Genomic DNA, 15,842 nt, shown 5'->3' on the forward strand with positions numbered 1-15,842 from the left:
TCCTACCACCGGAGGTGGACGGCCTCCCTGAAGTACCGGTTGTAGATGTCCAGTACACCCGCGCTGATCTCATTCCCCAGGCCGCCCTCCGCACCCGCTTCAGCATTTGCCCGCGCCTGTGCCGGGGTGCGGGCGCCAGGAATCACCGTGGTGACACCCTCCTGGGCAACCACCCACGCCAGGGCCGCCTGTGCGGTGCTCACGCCGTCGGGCACCAGCGCATTGAACTCATCAACTGCCGCCAGCCCAGTTTCGAAATCCACGCCGGAGAACGTCTCACCGACGTCGAACGCTGAACCCGTGCGGTTGTAGTTGCGGTGATCGTCCTCCGGAAACTCGGTGTCTTTCGTGTACTTTCCGGACAACAGCCCCGAGGCAAGCGGAACGCGGGCGATGATTCCGACACCGGCCGCCGCAGCCGCCGGAAGCACCTCATCCAGCGGTTTGAGACGGAAGGCGTTGAGGATGACCTGCACCGTCGCGGTGTTACCGCGCTTGATCGCCTCCAGCGCTTCGTCGGTCCGTTCGACGCTCACGCCGTAGTTGCGGATAACGCCCTCGCTCACGAGGGTATCCAGGGCGTCATACACTTCCGGGTTGCTGTAAACGGCAGTCGGCGGGCAGTGCAGTTGGACGAGGTCGAGGGTGTCCTGTTGCAGGTTACGCCGTGAGCGGTCCAGCCAGGACCGGAAGTTGGTCAGGCTGTAATTCTCGGGAAGCTGGTCCGTCCGCCGGCCCATCTTCGTTGCCACAGTGACATCCACCCCGGGATTGGCCTTGAGGAACGAGCCGATGGTCTGCTCGCTCCGGCCGTCGCCATACACATCAGCGGTGTCGAAGAAGTTCACACCGGAGTCGACCGCTCCTTCCAGCACGGCGAGCGCGTCCTCCTGGTCCACCTGGCCCCAGTCGGCTCCGAGTTGCCACGTTCCGAGTCCGATCGTCGATACCGGGCGGCCGGTCTTGCCAAGAATGCGTTGTTCCATGGCTCGACTATATGACCGACCGGTCAGACCTGCGGCGTCCTGGGTGGAGCTACCCGGCGTGAGCCAGTTGCTTCGAAGGCAGCAGCCAGCCGCAGCAGCGCGTTGTCCGAATACGCCTTTCCCGCGAAAGTCAGGCCCACCGGCATCCCGAGATCGGCCATCACGCCCATCGGAACGGTGACCGTCGGGATGCCGAGGTGGCGCGGCACCAGGTTGCCGTTGGACACCCACACTCCGTTGCGCCACGCGAGGTCCGCGGAGGCGACGGAGGTATCGGTGTCCGCAGGTCCGACGTCGGCCGCTGCCGGGAAGATGACCGCGTCCAGTCTGTTCTCATCCATCCATTCGTGAAGGTCCAGCCGGCGGGTCTCCTGCAGACCACGCAGCCCCTCCTCCAGATGGGGGATGTCGGTCAGGGACACCGGTCCGTGCCGGCGGATGACGTCCGGGTACTCGGCGATGTCGTCGTCGAAGCCGGTATACCGGTCCGGCAGCGCGCCTTCCGGCGCAGGGAAGATCGTGGCGCCGTCGACGTCGGCAAGTGACGCCAACTGCGGATCGGCGTTCGCCTGCAGGAAGTCTTCCCAGGCCCAGGCGGGCAGGTCTCCGATCTCGTGCTTGAGGTATTCGGGGCTGACGAGTCCGCGGGTGCTGATGGTCGGCGCACCGGGCCTGTCACCCTCGTAGTTGGAGACCACGGGAAAGTTGACCTCGACCACCTCGGCGCCCGCGTTCTCCAGATCCCGCCGCGCTGCCTGCCAGAGTTCGATGACCGACTGCCGCGTCTCGATCCGCTGGCCGGTGGGGCCGCCGATGCCGGGTGCCGCTGTAGTGCCGGCGGGGTTGTCCTTGTTGATGTACATGCGGGGCACACCGAAGCGCTTCCCCTTCAGTGCGCTGCGGTCAGCGGCCAACGACCGGTACGACGGCGGACGCACCTCCGAGGCGCGCGGAACGGACACCCAGGGCTGGACGCGCCAGAAGTCGCCGCGGGTTTCGGTGTCGTCGGCGACGATGACGTCGAGGACCTCGAGCAGGTCCGCCATGGTGCGCGTGTGGGGAACCACCACGTCCATGGTAGGCACGAGCGGCCAGTTTCCCCGCACCGAGATGACACCCGGCGAAGGGGTGTACGCGCACAGTCCGTTGTTCGACGCCGGGGCACGCCCTGATGACCACGTCTCCTCGGCCAGGCCGAAGGCGGCGAAGCTGGCGGCCGTCGCGGTGCCGGATCCGTTGGAGGAGCCGGACGCGAAAGCGGCGGTGAGGTAGTCAGCGTTGTAGGGGCTTTCAGCCCGTCCGTAAACGCCGCGCTGCATTCCGCCGTTGGCCATCGGCGGCATGTTGGTGAGGCCGATGAGGATGGCGCCGGCGCCGCGAAGCCGCTCAATCGTGAACGCGTCCTGCTGCGCGATGAGGCCCTGAAACGCCGGGGAGCCCGCAGCAACCGTGAGCCCCTTAGCCTGGTAGCTGTCCTTCGCGGTGTACGGGATGCCGTCCAACGGACCGAGAGTTTCACCCTTCTGCCGGCGGCGGTCAGAGGCCCGCGCTTCTTCCAGCGCATCCGGGTTCATGACGACGACTGAGTTGAGCCGGATGCCCGCCTTGTCATAGACCGCAATGCGGTTCAGGTAGCTCCCGACGAGCTCCTCGCTGGTTACCTGGCCGGTCTCGAGTGCCGCGCGAAGATCCGCGATACCGGCTTCGACGACATTGAAACCCATCAGCGGTTCCCCTCACTCCGGCCCGCCGTGGCTCGCGCCGCGGGTTGCTGCTGGGTGATGCAGTGGATGCCGCCGCCGAAGAAGAAAATGTCGCGGGCGTCGACGAGTTCAACTATTCGTCCCGGGTAGGCGCGGCCGAGGATGTCGGCTGCAACGGCGTCGTTCTCGTCATCGAAGGCACACAGGATCACTGCGCCGTTCGCCACGTAGTGGTTGATGTAGGAGTAGTCCACAAAGCCGTCGTCGTCGGCGAGGACCGTGGGGGCTGGGATGTCGATGATCTCCAGAGGGTGACCATCGGCGTCGACCGCTCTCTCCAGTTCGGACCGCAGGAAGCGGCTCACCTCGTAGTCGGGATGTTCGGGGTTGTCCTGCCTGTGGAGGAGAACAGCGCCCGACGGCGTGAACGCGGCGACGATGTCCACGTGACCGCGGGTGCCGAACTCCTCATAGTCGCGGCTGAGCCCGCGCGGCAGCCAGACTGCGTGCCGGGTGCCCAAACGGGCGTGAAGCTCTGCTTCGACGGATTCCTTGGTGGCTCCCGGGTTGCGTCCGGGATCGAGCTGGACCGTCTCGGTGAGCAGGACCGTTCCACGGCCGTCGACGTGGAAGCCGCCGCCCTCATTCACAAGCGTGCTGTCCCCAACCGGGGTACCCGCGTGCGCGGCCACCGCACGGCCGACGCGCTGGTCCTTCTCCCACGCCGCCCAGTGCTGGGCGCCCCATCCGTTGAAGATCCAGTTCACGGCGTGCGTGGAACCGTCCGAGGCATGGACGAACGTGGGCCCGGAATCGCGGAGCCACGCGTCGTCGAGCTCGGTCTCCTGCACCGCAATGTCGGCTCCCAGCAGTGTGCGGGCGGTCGCGGCGTCGGCCGGATCCGCGAGGACGGTCACGGGTTCGTAGCGGGCGATGGTCCGGGCCACGCGGGACCAGGCCTCGCGTGCCCGGCCGAGGCTCTCGCTACCAGGTGCGCCGAATGTGTCATTGGAGGGCGGGAAGGCCATCCAGGTGCGCTCATGCCGCTCCCACTCGGCGGGCATGACGGTGGCGGCGGTCAGTGAAGCGTTCATCCGATGAGAGCGCGCTGCTTCTGGAGCGCCGTCGTAATGTTTCGGGCGGTCAGCTGACCCATGCGAACGGCGCCGTCGACGTGCTGGTAGCCCTCGGCCGCGAGGTCGGAGCTGGACCAGTAGATGGGGCCCACCGGGGTCAGCTGGTGCTTGGCGTAGCGGTGCAGGCCGCCGAGGTCATAGCTGGCTGCGTACGCGCCCCGGGTCCATTCCTCGGAGCCCCAGTCCGACTCGTAGTACACCTCGGGCTCCAGGGCTTTCGGTCCCAGGAACCCGGCGATGGACTCGAGGATCTGCCGGCGCCGGTCCTCGACGGAGAATTCAAACATGGCGTCGGCCTTCTCATCGGAAATGAAGGCAACGAGGGTTCCGCGGGAGTCTTCGTGGTTGGTGTTGTCGTAAACCTCCTGCACAATCGACCCTGCACTGAAGCCGGTGCCGGACAGTCCGTCCTCGCGCCAGAACGGCGTCTCATAGACGGCGTGCACCTTGATGACCAGGCCCAGTGACTGGTGCTGATGCATCTGGTGCTGCCTGCGCGGCAACGGGGGTTCGTAGGAGACCCGCGAGTACAGGTTCGGCGGAACGGCCATGACGGCGTACCGCGCGTTGACAGTGACGCTTTCCGAGATGGCGGTCACCGTGGTGGTTCCGTCCTGGCTTTCCGACCAGCGGAGGGTGCGGACGGGACTGTTCAGGACGACGCAGTCCCCCAACTCAGCTGCGATGCGCTCTGACACCGACTGCATTCCACCGACAACACGCTTGTCGAGGATGAAGTCCTCGTCCACCAGGTTCGAGAACGAGCCGGCGGACGCGGCCATCAGCACGGCCTGCAGCGTTGAGAAAGCGTGAGCCGGCTTGGTGAGCATGCCGCCCGCGATGAAGAGGCCGATGTTGTTGCAGGCTTCCTCGTCATCCGACTGCTGCCGGAGCCAGGAATGGAAGGAAACGGTGTCCAGCTCCCTGGCCTGCGGGTGCTCCCACGGAGCCTTGGGATCCATTTGGGCAGCCAGGCGGTCCAGTTCCTCGATAAGCCGTGACATCTCCGCGCTCGTCCGGCGGCTCACGGGGAACATCTCGCCGGTGTACCGGACGGCCTTGCCGTCCGCTCCGATGTAGACGGACTCACCCTCGCGGTAGCGCGAGTAGGTTTCCAGTCCGAGCTCCTTGAGTAGGCCGATCAGCGCCTCCTGATCCGGCGACACCCACTGTCCGCCGAGTTCCAGGACAGCGCCGTCGATCACATCGGTATGGGTCCGGCCGCCCACGCGGTCCCGCGCCTCAAGAACGGTAACGGAGTGGCCGGCCTTCCGCAGCTCCCTCGCTGCAGTCAGTCCTGACGGTCCTGCACCAACGACGACGACGTCGCTTTCGATAATCCTCATGATGTCCTCTCTACACGGGTGGCGCCGTGCTAAAACGAATGACATTCGTTTATGTCCAATTACTGTAGAGGAAGGGGTCCGGTTTGAAAAGCCCGGCATCGTCGGCACTGTTGCGCCGCCGTCGTCATACCGATGTTTTCCCATGCTTCCTCTCCTACGCTGAGCCGCATGTCGAAGAACAAACGCGCTCCGCTTGTGGACCGGAAGGTTCTGCACAGGCTGGAGGATGAGTTCGAGGATCCCGGTCCTGCGCATTCCTTTGTGCGCGACTTCGTTGCCTTCTGGGACGAACGGTACCTCCGCCTCGCGGAGGCCGTGCAACGACATGATGAAGCCGCATCCCTCGACGCACTGCTCAGCGTGCGGATTGGCTCGGCCATGATCGGCGCCGCCCGGCTCGCGAAACTCGCGGCGGAACTTGAATCGAGCCTGAAACGCGGACACCTGGGCGCCGTGGCCGAAGCACTTCCGCAGGTCAAGGAGTGCGGCGATGCAACGGTCAGAAAGCTGACAACGAAGTACATCGACGCGAGTTGGTGATGCTCGGGGCCGCGATCCGGACAGAATGTAGGTATGCGCACCTCCTCCATCCCTGCTCCCGTGCTGATGATCATGGCGGTGCTGTCCGTCCAGTTCGGTGCAGCCCTGGCCAGGACGCAGTTCGACGCCGTGGGTCCCACCGGCGCAGTGTTCCTCCGGTTGCTGTTCGGGGCGTTGATCCTGCTGGCTGTTGTGCGCCCGAAGGTACGCGGGTGGAAGCGCGAGCAGTGGGCAGCCGCAGCGGTGCTGGGCGTCGCGCTGGCAGGGATGAACAGCCTTATCTACCTCGCCATCGGCGTCATCCCGATTGGCGTGGCCGTGACGCTCGAGTTCACCGGCCCGCTCGTGCTGGCACTGGTGCAGACCCGGCGCCTCACTGACGCGGCGTGGGCACTGCTGGCGTTTGCCGGCGTCGTTCTTTTGGGGTTCGACGACGGCAGCGTCCTGCCGCTCGCCGGCATCCTCTTTGCGCTCGGCGCGGGCGCGTTCTGGGCCCTCTACATTCTCGCCAGCGCACGCGTGGGGCGGCTGGTTCCCGGCGTCGAGGGCCTGGCTGTGTCCATGGCGATCGGAGCGGTGATCGTCCTGCCGTTCGGTGCGCCGTCCGCCGCCGCGGGCGCTCTCGTGTCACCGCTGGTGCTGCCGGTGTTCGTTGGTGTTGCCCTGCTCTCCAGCGCGTTCCCCTATGCACTGGAGATGCTCGCACTGCAGCGGCTGTCCACGCGGGTGTTCGGCGTGCTGTCCGCCCTGGGGCCGGCGATGGCCGCGCTCGCGGGACTGCTGGTGCTCAGCCAGGCGCTGGGCGCCCGGGAAATCATTGCGCTGGTGCTGGTCACCGCTGCATCGATTGGAGTGACGGTTGGCGTACGACGACGGCGCCCGCCTGCTTCGGAGATTCCGCCCACTCCCGCTCCGTGAGCGTTGGCAACCGTCGCTAGACTGGGCTGGTTGCCGCCGGCAACCTTGGCGCGTGAGCGAGGAGGCTCCCAATGATTCTGCACCAGGTACGCCCGTGGGGCGGCGAACTGTCGGACGTGGAACTGCAGGACGGGCGCATTGCCGCCATCCGGCCTTCCTCAACGGCACCGGAGGGTGCTGCTGCGGGCGGCGAGACACGCGCCGACGTCGTCGATGGCAGGGGGCGCCTGCTGCTTCCATCCTTCTCCGATGTCCATGTCCACCTTGACTCGACACGGCTCGGGCTGCCGTTCCGGCCGCATACCGGCCGCCCGGGTGTGTGGGGAATGATGCTGAATGATCGCGAGAATTGGCGCACGGCCGAAGCGCCCATCGCGGACCGGACCGCTTTCACGCTTGCCACCATGATTGAGCACGGCACCACCCGGGTACGCAGCTACGCGCAGATCGACGCCGACTGCCGGCTCGAACGTTTCGACGCGGTGGTCGCCGCCCGGGAGACGCACCGTGCACGCGCTGACGTGGAGATCATCGCGTTCCCACAGGCTGGCCTCCTGCTTGAAGAGGGCGTGGTGCCGCTGATTGAGGAATCCCTGAAACAGGGCGCGGACGTGATCGGCGGGATCGACCCGTGCCAGCTGGACAGGGATCCAGTGCGCCATCTCGACATCGTTTTCGGGCTGGCCGAAAAGTACCAGGTGCCGATCGACATTCATCTCCATGAGCCGGGCGAGCTCGGCGTCTACAGCGCGGACCTCATCCTCGAGCGGACCCGGGCCGCCGGGATGCAGGGCAGGGTCACCATTTCCCACGGGTACTCACTCGGCAGCGTGTCGGAAAGCACCACCCGCCGGCTGATCGACGAGTTCGCGGAGGCGGACATTGCCATGGCGACGGTAGCGCCGTCAGTTCGGGACCCGTTGCCGCTGCGGCAGCTCACTGAAGCCGGCGTCCGTGTTGGGCTCGGCGAGGACGGTCAGCGCGATTACTGGTCCCCCTATGGCAATGGGGACATGCTTGAGCGCACCTGGCAGCTCGCGTTCACCAACGGATACCGGGCGGACGAGCTCATTGAGCACTGCTTTGCCGTCGCCAGTATCGGCGGTGCGGCAATTATGGATCCTGGGTCGGAAAGGTTGACCAGCGTCAGCGACCGGCCGGGCCTCCAGGTCGGCGACCCGGCTGAGCTGTTGCTCCTTGCGGGTGAAACCGTCACCTCGGCCGTCATGGACCGGCCGTGGGACCGTACGGTGATTCATCAGGGACGTGTGGTGGCGGATCAGCTGGGCCTGGCACCGCTTTCCTGACCGGGCGCAACGCTTCGAGGTTCGGTGAGGAGCCCGGCGAACACTGCCTCTGCGGCTCCCACGAGGAGCAGTTCGGCGCCGAGGGCGGCACGCTCGAGGCGCACCTTAGTGCCCAGGCCGCTGATCGGTCCCGCCGCTACAGCCGCGCTCAACCGCTCCCTGTCCGCGGCAAGCAACACGCCGAGGAAGCCGCCGAGCACAATTATCTGCGGATTGAAGACGTTCACGAGGTTGCCAAGCGCAATGGCCAACAGGTCTGTCTGCCGCCGGATCTCGCGCAGCACCGGGAATGTCTGGGTGGCAAGCAGGGCGTCCTCGAGTTGTTCCGCCTGGGCATGGTTCAGGTTGACAACCTTCAGCAGCCGATCGAGGTTGACCTCGGTTTCAAGGCACCCACGGCGGCCGCAGTGGCATTGCTCCCCGCCGGGCCGCGTCACCATGTGCCCAAACTCGCCGGCGTACCCGGACGCCCCACCCAAAGGCTGCCCGCCGACAATCGCGCCGCCACCGATGCCGGAGGCGCTGCCGTTCAGGTAGAGCGCGTCACTGTAGCCCGCCGCTGCGCCGAAGATACTCTCGGCGAGTGTGCCGAGCGTCGCATCATTGGCCGCCACAACGGGCATGCCCAGCGCTTGGCGGAAGGGCCCGACGACGTCGACATCCTTCCAGCCGAGATGCGGCGCGAGCAACACCTGGCCTACTTCCGCGTTGACCAGTCCGGGGATGGCAAGGCCCAGACCGAGCACATGCTCGCTTCCCGCCAGTTCCACCGAAAGCCCCTCCACGACGGCGCGCGTGATGTTGACCGCCTCCTCCAGCGAAGGGATGGATGAGGTGTTGTAGCGGATCCGGCGATGGACCATGCCGCCCAGGCCAACGACGCCCACCGTCACCGCATCGACGTCGGGATTGACCGCCAGCGCAACGACGCGTTCACTGGCGTGGACCATGGGGCTGGGGCGGCCAACCCTCGCAGCAGCAACATCCGTCTCATACACCAGGCCAAGAGCGGACAGTTCGCCAACGAGGGCGCCAATGGTGGACCGGGTGAGGTTGCAGCGCTGAACGAGGGCGGCGCGGGTGAGGGGGCCGTGCCGGTGGGCAGCGGTGAGCACGGCGGAGAGGTTGCGGCGCCGCAGATCCTCAGTGCCGCTACGCTCGTTCACTCCCAGCCCCTCACCCTATTTGTCCTGGACGTAAACATAGCACTTCACCGGTTGAAATCTGGGCCGAAAGGTGTTGACGGATGGAGAGTGCGGCTATATGTTTTAGTCACGAACTTATCGCTTCATTCAGCTCAACTCAGTGCGGAGTACATCCATGTCACCTCAGCCCACACCGGCAGATCGCTTCACCTTCGGCCTCTGGACCGTCGGATGGACCGGGACCGACCCCTTCGGCACCGACACGCGCGCAGCGCTCGATCCCGTTGAGGCGGTCCACCATCTCGCCGAACTCGGCGCCTACGGCGTCACCTTCCATGACAATGACCTTGTCCCGTTCGGTTCCATGGACCAGCAGCGCGAAAGCATTCTCGGCAGCTTCCGCGACGCATTGGCTGAGACCGGTCTGAAGGTTCCGATGGTGACCACCAACCTGTTCAGCCACCCGGTGTTCAAGGATGGCGGCTTCACCAGCAATGACCGCTCTATCCGCCGGTTCGCCCTGCGGAAGGTACTGACCAACATCGACCTCGCGGCTGAGCTCGGCGCCGAGACGTTCGTGATGTGGGGAGGCCGTGAGGGTGCGGAGTATGACGGCTCCAAGGATCTGGCGGCTGCCCTGAACCGAATGAAGGAAGGCGTGGACACTGTCGCCGGCTACATCAAGGAGAAGGGCTACGGCCTCCGCCTTGCCCTTGAGCCGAAGCCGAACGAACCCCGCGGGGACATCTTCCTGCCGACGGTGGGCCATGCCCTGGCTTTCATCGCCGAACTCGAGCACGGCGACATTGTGGGTGTGAACCCTGAGACCGGTCACGAGCAGATGGCGGGCCTGAACTTCACCCACGGCATTGCGCAGGCGCTCTGGGCCGGCAAGCTCTTCCACATTGACCTCAACGGCCAGAAGGGAATCAAGTACGATCAGGACCTCGTGTTTGGGCACGGTGACCTTTCCAGCGCCTTCTTCACGGTCGACCTCCTGGAGAACGGCTTCCCCAACGGCGGTCCACGCTATGAGGGCCCGCGCCACTTCGACTACAAGCCGTCCCGCACCGACGGTTACGACGGCGTCTGGAACTCAGCCCGGGCCAACATGTCCATGTACCTACTGCTCAAGGAACGCGCTCTCGCTTTCCGTGCCGATCCGGAGGTGCAGGAGGCGCTGAAGGCATCCGGCGTCGTCGAACTCGGTGAAACCACTCTGGCAGCGGGGGAAACCACCGCTGATCTTCTCGCGGACCGGACTGCGTTTGAGGATTTCGACGCCGAGAAGGCCTCCGAGCGGTCCTTCGCTTTCATCCGGTTGAACCAGCTGGCCATGGAGCACCTCCTCGGATCGCGCTCCTAACTTTCCACCCCACCACCTGAAGTTTTTGTCGCCTAGTTGACGTTTTCGAGCAGTTATAGCAGCAACTAGGCGACAAAAACTTTCCCCTTCCGAGGGTGAAAATGCAGTGAAGGAACAGTCATGGCCCTGGTAGCCGGAGTAGACAGCTCCACACAGTCGTGCAAAGTGGTCATCCGGGATGCGGAAACCGGCGAACTGGTGCGCTCCGGCTCAGCGCAGCACCCGCACGGAACGGAAGTGCATCCCGATGCCTGGTGGACCGCCCTGCAGGAAGCCATCACGGCGGCGGGCGGATTCGACGACGTCGCGGCCGTCTCAGTCGCCGGCCAGCAGCACGGCATGGTGTGCCTGGATGCCAATGGTGAGATTATCCGGCCGGCGCTGCTCTGGAATGACACGCGCTCGGCGGGAGCAGCGGCGGCGCTTGTCCGGGAGAAGGGCGCACAGTGGTGGGCCGAGACAACCGGCACCGTCCCGGTGGCGTCGCTGACCGCGACGAAGCTGCGGTGGCTCGCCGAGAACGAGCCGGAGAACGCCGCGAGAACGGCGGCCGTGTGTCTGCCGCACGACTGGCTCAGCTGGCGCCTCGCCGGCCACGGCCCGGGGTCGGGTTCCGAAGGACTGAAGGAGCTGGCTACCGACCGTTCGGACGCGTCCGGGACGGGTTACTGGTCCGCCTCGAAGGGGTACTTGACCGAGGTACTCGAAGCCACGCTGGGACATGTCCCTGTCCTTCCCGAAGTCCTCGGTCCGCTCGAGTTCCGGAAGGATCTGGAAGGGCGCATCATCGGCGCCGGCGCCGGTGACAATGCTGGGGCGGGACTGGGGGTTGGAGCGGCGGAGGGCGACGTCGTTGTATCCGTTGGCACCTCAGGCACCGTTTTTGCGGTGTCCGGCAGCCCGACGTCGGACGCTTCCGGTTTGGTGGCCGGTTTCGCTGACGCTACAGGCAACTATCTGCCCCTGGTGTGCACGCTTAATGCCACCCTCGTGCTCGACGCCACCGCGCGTTTGCTCGACGTTGACCATAGCGAGTTCGCCCGGCTTGCGCTGAGCGCTCCGGCGGGTGCCGACGGCCTCATCCTCGTGCCCTATTTCTCGGGCGAGCGCACCCCCAACCTGCCCGATGCCACCGGTTCTTTGCACGGTCTGACTTTGGACAACTACACGCCCGCGAACGTGGCGAGAGCCGCCGTCGAGGGCGTGGTCTGCTCCCTCGCGGATGGGCTCCAGGCGCTGACCGACGCGGGAGTTGTTGCGCGGCGGGTCATCCTCGTGGGCGGAGGCGCGCGATCAGAAGCACTGCGGGAGATTGTTAGTGCCGTTTTCGGTCTACCGGTGTCTGTTCCGAGCCCCGGCGAATACGTAGCCGACGGCGCTGCCCGCCAGGCTGCCGGAGCGCTGCATGGCGCGCTGCCGGACTGGCGGACCAGCGGCGTCGAGCTCGTTGATTCTGCTCCGACTCCGGAGGTGCTGACGCGCTACCGGGAAGTGGCGAGGCGTACGAGCGGCAACTAGAAGTTCATGCGGAAGGTGCGAACGCTATTCCGACGTTTGTTCCCGCTCAGCCGGGTAGCTACCGTCCGCTGGCAGGTCGGCAAACCAGGAGTCCCATGACCGATCTACAGGCGTGATTATCCGCGATGGGCCATCTTGAATGACCACAACTTCGTTCACATTGTCAGGCCATTGCAGGGCTTCGGGTATCCGAATGATTTGGGACCGGCTGGTCCTGAGAATCTTTGTGGTGGTCATCGTCTCTCCCTACACGAACAGTGTTCCAACAAGTCCGGCCGCCAGCAAGGCTTCGCAAGGAATGCACCACCGTTCTGCGTGGTTGTGGCGGATATGAAGCGCATCGGATTCCTGTCCTTCGGCCACTGGTCACCCCTCGAAGGCTCACGCACGCGCACGGCCCGTGATTCACTCCTGCAGGGAATCGAGCTCGCCGAAGCCGCCGAGGAGATCGGCATCGACGGCGCGTTCTTCCGGGTCCACCACTTCGCCCGCCAGCAGGCGGCGCCGTTTCCGCTGCTCTCCGCAATCGCGGCGCGCACCTCGCGCATCGAAATCGGGACCGGCGTCATCGATATGAGATACGAAAACCCGCTCTACATGGCAGAAGAAGCGGCCGAAGCCGACCTCATCAGCGGCGGCCGGCTCCAGCTCGGCATCAGCCGGGGATCACCCGAGCCCGCGCTCAATGGCGCGGCCAACTTCGGTTATGTGCCAGCCGACGGCGAAGAGCCGGCTGACATGGCCCGCCGTCACACAGAGGTGTTCCGTTACGCAATCAGCGGCGCGGGGATCGCGCAGGCAGACCCGCGCCAGGGCTCCGGCCTCCTCCCGGTTCAGCCGCACTCCCCCGGGCTCAGTGAACGCATCTGGTGGGGCGCCGGAACACGTAAAACTGCCGTCTGGGCAGCGGAACAGGGCATGAACCTGATGAGCTCCACCCTGCTGACCGAAGACACCGGTGTGCCGTTTGATCAGCTTCAGGCCGAGCAGATCCAGCTGTTCCGCGACGCGTGGGACAAAGCCGGTCACTCCATTGCTCCCCGCGTTTCGGTCAGCCGCAGCGTCATCCCGATCGTCGACGATGAGGACCGCCAATACTTTGCCTTGAGCGCTCTCCGCGAGACCCGCGACCAGGTGGGCGTGCTCGACGGCGCGATGTCCCGTTTCGGCAAGAGCTACATCGGCGAGCCGGACAAGATCGCCGCGGAACTGGCCAACGACGACGCCGTCCGTGCCGCAGACACCCTCATGCTCACCGTGCCCAACCAGCTCGGTGTGGACTACAACGCCAAGTTGCTGCGCAACATTGCAGACCACGTGGCCCCGGCAATCGGGTGGGAGCGGAAGATCGCCTAAGCCAGCAACCAGCCCGTGTTGTTGGTGGAACAATCGATCCCATGGACCAGCAGCTTCACTTCATCACCCTCGCCACACGCGACCTCGACGCGGCCCGTGCCTTCTATCGGGACGGTCTCGGGTGGGAAGCGAACCTTGATGTACCGGGCGAGATCCTCTTCTATCAGGTTGCACCGGGACTGCTGCTCGGACTGTTCGACGCCGACAAGTTCGCCGAGGACCTCGGGGTCACCACCGCCGCCCCGGCACCGAGGGGTGTCACACTCTCGCGCAACGTCGACAGCCCCGACGCCGTCCGAAGCACCGTCGACGCGATGACAGCGGCGGGCGGCTCGGTACTCAAGCAGCCGCAGCAGGGCCAGTTCGGCGGGATCTTCCACGCCCATGTCCAGGATCCGAACGGTGTCATTTGGGAAATCGCGCACAACCCCGGCTGGCGCATCAACGACGACGGCGGCGTCGAACTCTCGTAGGAACCGCCTCTATAGTGGCCGCATGAGCACAGCGGATATCCACTTCTACTTCGACCCCGTCTGCCCCTTCGCCTGGATGACCAGCAAGTGGGTTCGTCTCGTCATGGAGGAACGGGATTACTCCGTCGAGTGGCGCTTCATCTCCCTGCGCCTGCTCAACGCGTCGGTCGATTACGACTCACATTTCCCCGAAGGCTACGAGGCCGGGCACACTGCCGGCCTGCGCCTGCTCCGCGTCGCCGCGCAGGTCCGGAAGGATCACGGGCCAGACGCCGTCGCTACCCTTTATGCCCGCCTCGGCGCCCACATCTTCGATATAGAACGGGACGACCCGTCGCAATCCGGCGCCACCGGATATCACGGAACCCGTGAATTTCTCGAGCCGATCCTCGCGGAGGCCGGCCTGCCGTCGTCGTTGGCGGACGCGCTCGACGACCGCTCACTCGACTCGATAATCCAGGCAGAGACGGACGGGGCGCTTTCCCATACGGGCAAGGACGTCGGCACTCCGATCATCCACTTCGAGCCGCCGGAGGGCGTGGCGTTCTTCGGACCGGTGATCAGTAGGCTCCCCTCCCGCGGTGAGGCGGCGCAACTGTGGGACCACGTGGTGGCTCTGGCCAGCTTCCCCGGCTTCGCCGAACTGAAGCGAAGCCTCCGCGAACGTCCACAGCTGCGCAGTTTCGGGATCACCGATGCAGATGCCGGCGTGGAGGAAGACTGGCACGGCGGAAGCCGCCGCCAGAAGAAGTAGCGCCCCCGCAAGAGTGTTTACTGGATGAGTGAACGTAAACCCCAGGGAAGGATCGCTTGCCGCGGGCGCGTCGTCGACCACCATGCTGCGCCGGTCCAATGCGAGGCTGATCCTCGACGCGATCCGGCGCGCCCCCTCCGGGAACACCGTCACCGCAAATGAACTCATCGGTGCCACCTCGCTCACGCGCGCCACTGTCCTCGGGGTCTGCGATGACCTGCTCCGCGACGGCTGGATCCGCGAGCAGCCCGCGCTCGCCGCCACCGGCAAAGGCCGACCGGCCCGGCACTTCGCCCTTGACGACAACGCCGGATACGTCCTCGGAATTGACGCCGGCTACAGCCATATCCGCAGCGTCGTCGCCAATCTGCGCGGGGAGGTAGTTGGCCGCGGTGGAGCGGCCTTCACAGCGGATATCGACAACGCGGATCCCGCTCCCCGCACCGCAGCTCTAAAGCTCGCCATAGATTCAGCGCTCGACGACGGCGGCATCGCCCCTTCCCGCGTCCTGACCGTCTGTTTCGGCATCCCGGCCCCGGTCAGCCGCCATGGCACCATCCCGACGGGCAACCCGTTCTGGGAGCGGATGGCAGTAGATCAGGAAGCGGTGCTTGCCGGGCGCCCACAGTGCACGTCCTTCATTGAGAATGACGCCAACCTCGCAGCCCTCGCCGAACGTTACAACGGCACCGTGGACCCGGATGGCAGCTTCCTGGTGCTCCTCGCCGGCGAACGGTTTGGTGCCGGGGTCATAGAAGACGGACATCTCCTGCACGGATCGCTCGGTGGCGGTGGGGAAATGCACTATCTCGACCTCGTGGAGGGCGTTGGCAGCCCGGCGGCCATCGCTCCCCTTGCCCGCGCCTGGGCGGCAGAGGCTCTGGCCGCAGGCCGGGCCACAACCCTGTCGAAGGGCCGCTCGAAGAAAAATGGGCCCTCTGCGGAGGCCGTGTTCGCGGCAGCGGAAGCCGGTGACGCCGTCGCAATTGAAATCGTGGATCGCCTGGCGGAGCGGCTGTCCCGCGTCATCTCAACCCTCGCATCGTTGCTCAACCCGGACACCGTGGTCATCGGCGGGGCGGTAGCGCCATCTATCGCGCGCCTGGCCGAGCAGATTGAAGCGAAGGTGGCAACGACGTCGCACTTCCCGCCGCGGGTGGTGGCGTCCTCGCTCGCTGGGGACATTGTGCTGACCGGGGCCGTAAACGCGGCGCTCGCCAGGGTCAGCCGGGACGCGTTGGATATTGAATTGCGCCGGACCTGAACCAGCTGTGCGCTCAGCCTGATCTGAGTG

15 protein-coding genes are annotated in these 15,842 nt (G+C 65.7%); 9 read left to right on the forward strand and 6 right to left on the reverse strand.

Annotation, left to right across the window (positions count from 1 at the left end):
* Positions 1-2: 2 nt before the first annotated feature.
* From ACZ2GY_RS14830 to ACZ2GY_RS14845, 4 genes are read right to left on the reverse strand one after another with little or no spacing between them, the layout of a single operon-like run.
* Positions 3-986, reverse strand: coding sequence for an aldo/keto reductase (locus ACZ2GY_RS14830; protein ID WP_471672281.1), 984 nt, complete (start codon positions 984-986; stop codon positions 3-5).
* A gap of 23 nt (positions 987-1,009) precedes the next feature.
* A complete protein-coding gene (locus ACZ2GY_RS14835) occupies positions 1,010-2,710 on the reverse strand; it encodes an amidase (RefSeq protein ID WP_471672282.1) in 1,701 nt (566 codons plus the stop codon).
* Positions 2,710-3,783 (reverse strand): agmatine deiminase family protein, encoded by a 1,074-nt coding sequence (locus tag ACZ2GY_RS14840; protein ID WP_471672283.1) that lies wholly within the window; start codon positions 3,781-3,783, stop codon positions 2,710-2,712. Before ACZ2GY_RS14840 ends, ACZ2GY_RS14835 begins: the two co-directional genes overlap by 1 nt.
* Entirely contained in the window at positions 3,780-5,171 is a 1,392-nt protein-coding gene (locus ACZ2GY_RS14845; protein ID WP_471672284.1) for a flavin monoamine oxidase family protein, read from the reverse strand. Before ACZ2GY_RS14845 ends, ACZ2GY_RS14840 begins: the two co-directional genes overlap by 4 nt.
* Before the next feature lie 168 nt (positions 5,172-5,339).
* Here ACZ2GY_RS14845 and ACZ2GY_RS14850 point away from each other — a divergent pair, with 168 nt between their 5' ends.
* The 3 genes from ACZ2GY_RS14850 to ACZ2GY_RS14860 all read left to right on the forward strand — a co-directional run bounded on the left by ACZ2GY_RS14850 (position 5,340) and on the right by ACZ2GY_RS14860 (position 7,936).
* A complete protein-coding gene (locus tag ACZ2GY_RS14850; protein WP_277359611.1) occupies positions 5,340-5,711 on the forward strand; it encodes an Hpt domain-containing protein in 372 nt (123 codons plus the stop codon).
* A 33-nt stretch (positions 5,712-5,744) separates the two neighbouring features.
* The gene (locus ACZ2GY_RS14855; protein ID WP_471672285.1) at positions 5,745-6,629 is read left to right on the forward strand and encodes an EamA family transporter; all 885 of its coding nucleotides are present in this window, start codon (positions 5,745-5,747) and stop codon (positions 6,627-6,629) included.
* A 71-nt stretch (positions 6,630-6,700) separates the two neighbouring features.
* Entirely contained in the window at positions 6,701-7,936 is a 1,236-nt protein-coding gene (locus ACZ2GY_RS14860) for an amidohydrolase (RefSeq protein ID WP_471672286.1), read from the forward strand.
* On the opposite strand, the gene ACZ2GY_RS14865 is transcribed toward ACZ2GY_RS14860, so the two are convergent.
* A complete protein-coding gene (locus ACZ2GY_RS14865; RefSeq protein WP_471672287.1) occupies positions 7,909-9,102 on the reverse strand; it encodes an ROK family transcriptional regulator in 1,194 nt (397 codons plus the stop codon). The two genes, ACZ2GY_RS14860 and ACZ2GY_RS14865, sit on opposite strands and share 28 nt — an antisense overlap.
* Positions 9,103-9,256: 154 nt before the next feature.
* On the opposite strand from ACZ2GY_RS14865, the gene xylA reads away from it, so the two are divergent.
* Together xylA and xylB are read left to right on the forward strand one after the other, a co-directional pair.
* On the forward strand, positions 9,257-10,447 hold the full coding sequence (xylA, locus tag ACZ2GY_RS14870) for a xylose isomerase (RefSeq protein WP_471672288.1): 1,191 nt from the start codon (positions 9,257-9,259) through the stop codon (positions 10,445-10,447).
* A 120-nt stretch (positions 10,448-10,567) separates the two neighbouring features.
* A complete protein-coding gene (gene xylB, locus ACZ2GY_RS14875) occupies positions 10,568-11,965 on the forward strand; it encodes a xylulokinase (RefSeq protein ID WP_471672289.1) in 1,398 nt (465 codons plus the stop codon).
* Positions 11,966-11,989: 24 nt separating this feature from the next.
* Here xylB and vapB read toward each other — a convergent pair whose 3' ends face one another.
* Positions 11,990-12,202 carry a type II toxin-antitoxin system VapB family antitoxin gene (vapB, locus tag ACZ2GY_RS14880; RefSeq protein ID WP_404800768.1) on the reverse strand — a complete coding sequence of 71 codons (213 nt, stop codon included), beginning with the start codon at positions 12,200-12,202 and terminating at the stop codon, positions 11,990-11,992.
* A 93-nt stretch (positions 12,203-12,295) separates the two neighbouring features.
* On the opposite strand from vapB, the gene ACZ2GY_RS14885 reads away from it, so the two are divergent.
* Genes ACZ2GY_RS14885 through ACZ2GY_RS14900 form a run of 4 tightly spaced genes read left to right on the forward strand, consistent with a single transcriptional unit; the run spans position 12,296 to position 15,812 of the window.
* Positions 12,296-13,321: an LLM class flavin-dependent oxidoreductase gene (locus tag ACZ2GY_RS14885; protein ID WP_471672290.1), complete on the forward strand. Its 1,026-nt coding sequence runs from the start codon at positions 12,296-12,298 to the stop codon at positions 13,319-13,321.
* Between the two features lie 41 nt (positions 13,322-13,362).
* Complete coding sequence (locus ACZ2GY_RS14890) at positions 13,363-13,794, forward strand: VOC family protein (RefSeq protein ID WP_471672291.1); 432 nt, start codon at positions 13,363-13,365, stop codon at positions 13,792-13,794.
* Between the two features lie 22 nt (positions 13,795-13,816).
* The gene (locus ACZ2GY_RS14895; RefSeq protein WP_471672292.1) at positions 13,817-14,548 is read left to right on the forward strand and encodes a mycothiol-dependent nitroreductase Rv2466c family protein; all 732 of its coding nucleotides are present in this window, start codon (positions 13,817-13,819) and stop codon (positions 14,546-14,548) included.
* Between the two features lie 28 nt (positions 14,549-14,576).
* A complete protein-coding gene (locus ACZ2GY_RS14900) occupies positions 14,577-15,812 on the forward strand; it encodes an ROK family protein (protein ID WP_471672293.1) in 1,236 nt (411 codons plus the stop codon).
* Positions 15,813-15,842: the final 30 nt, after the last annotated feature.

The organism is Arthrobacter sp. KKT183 (assembly GCF_055657625.1).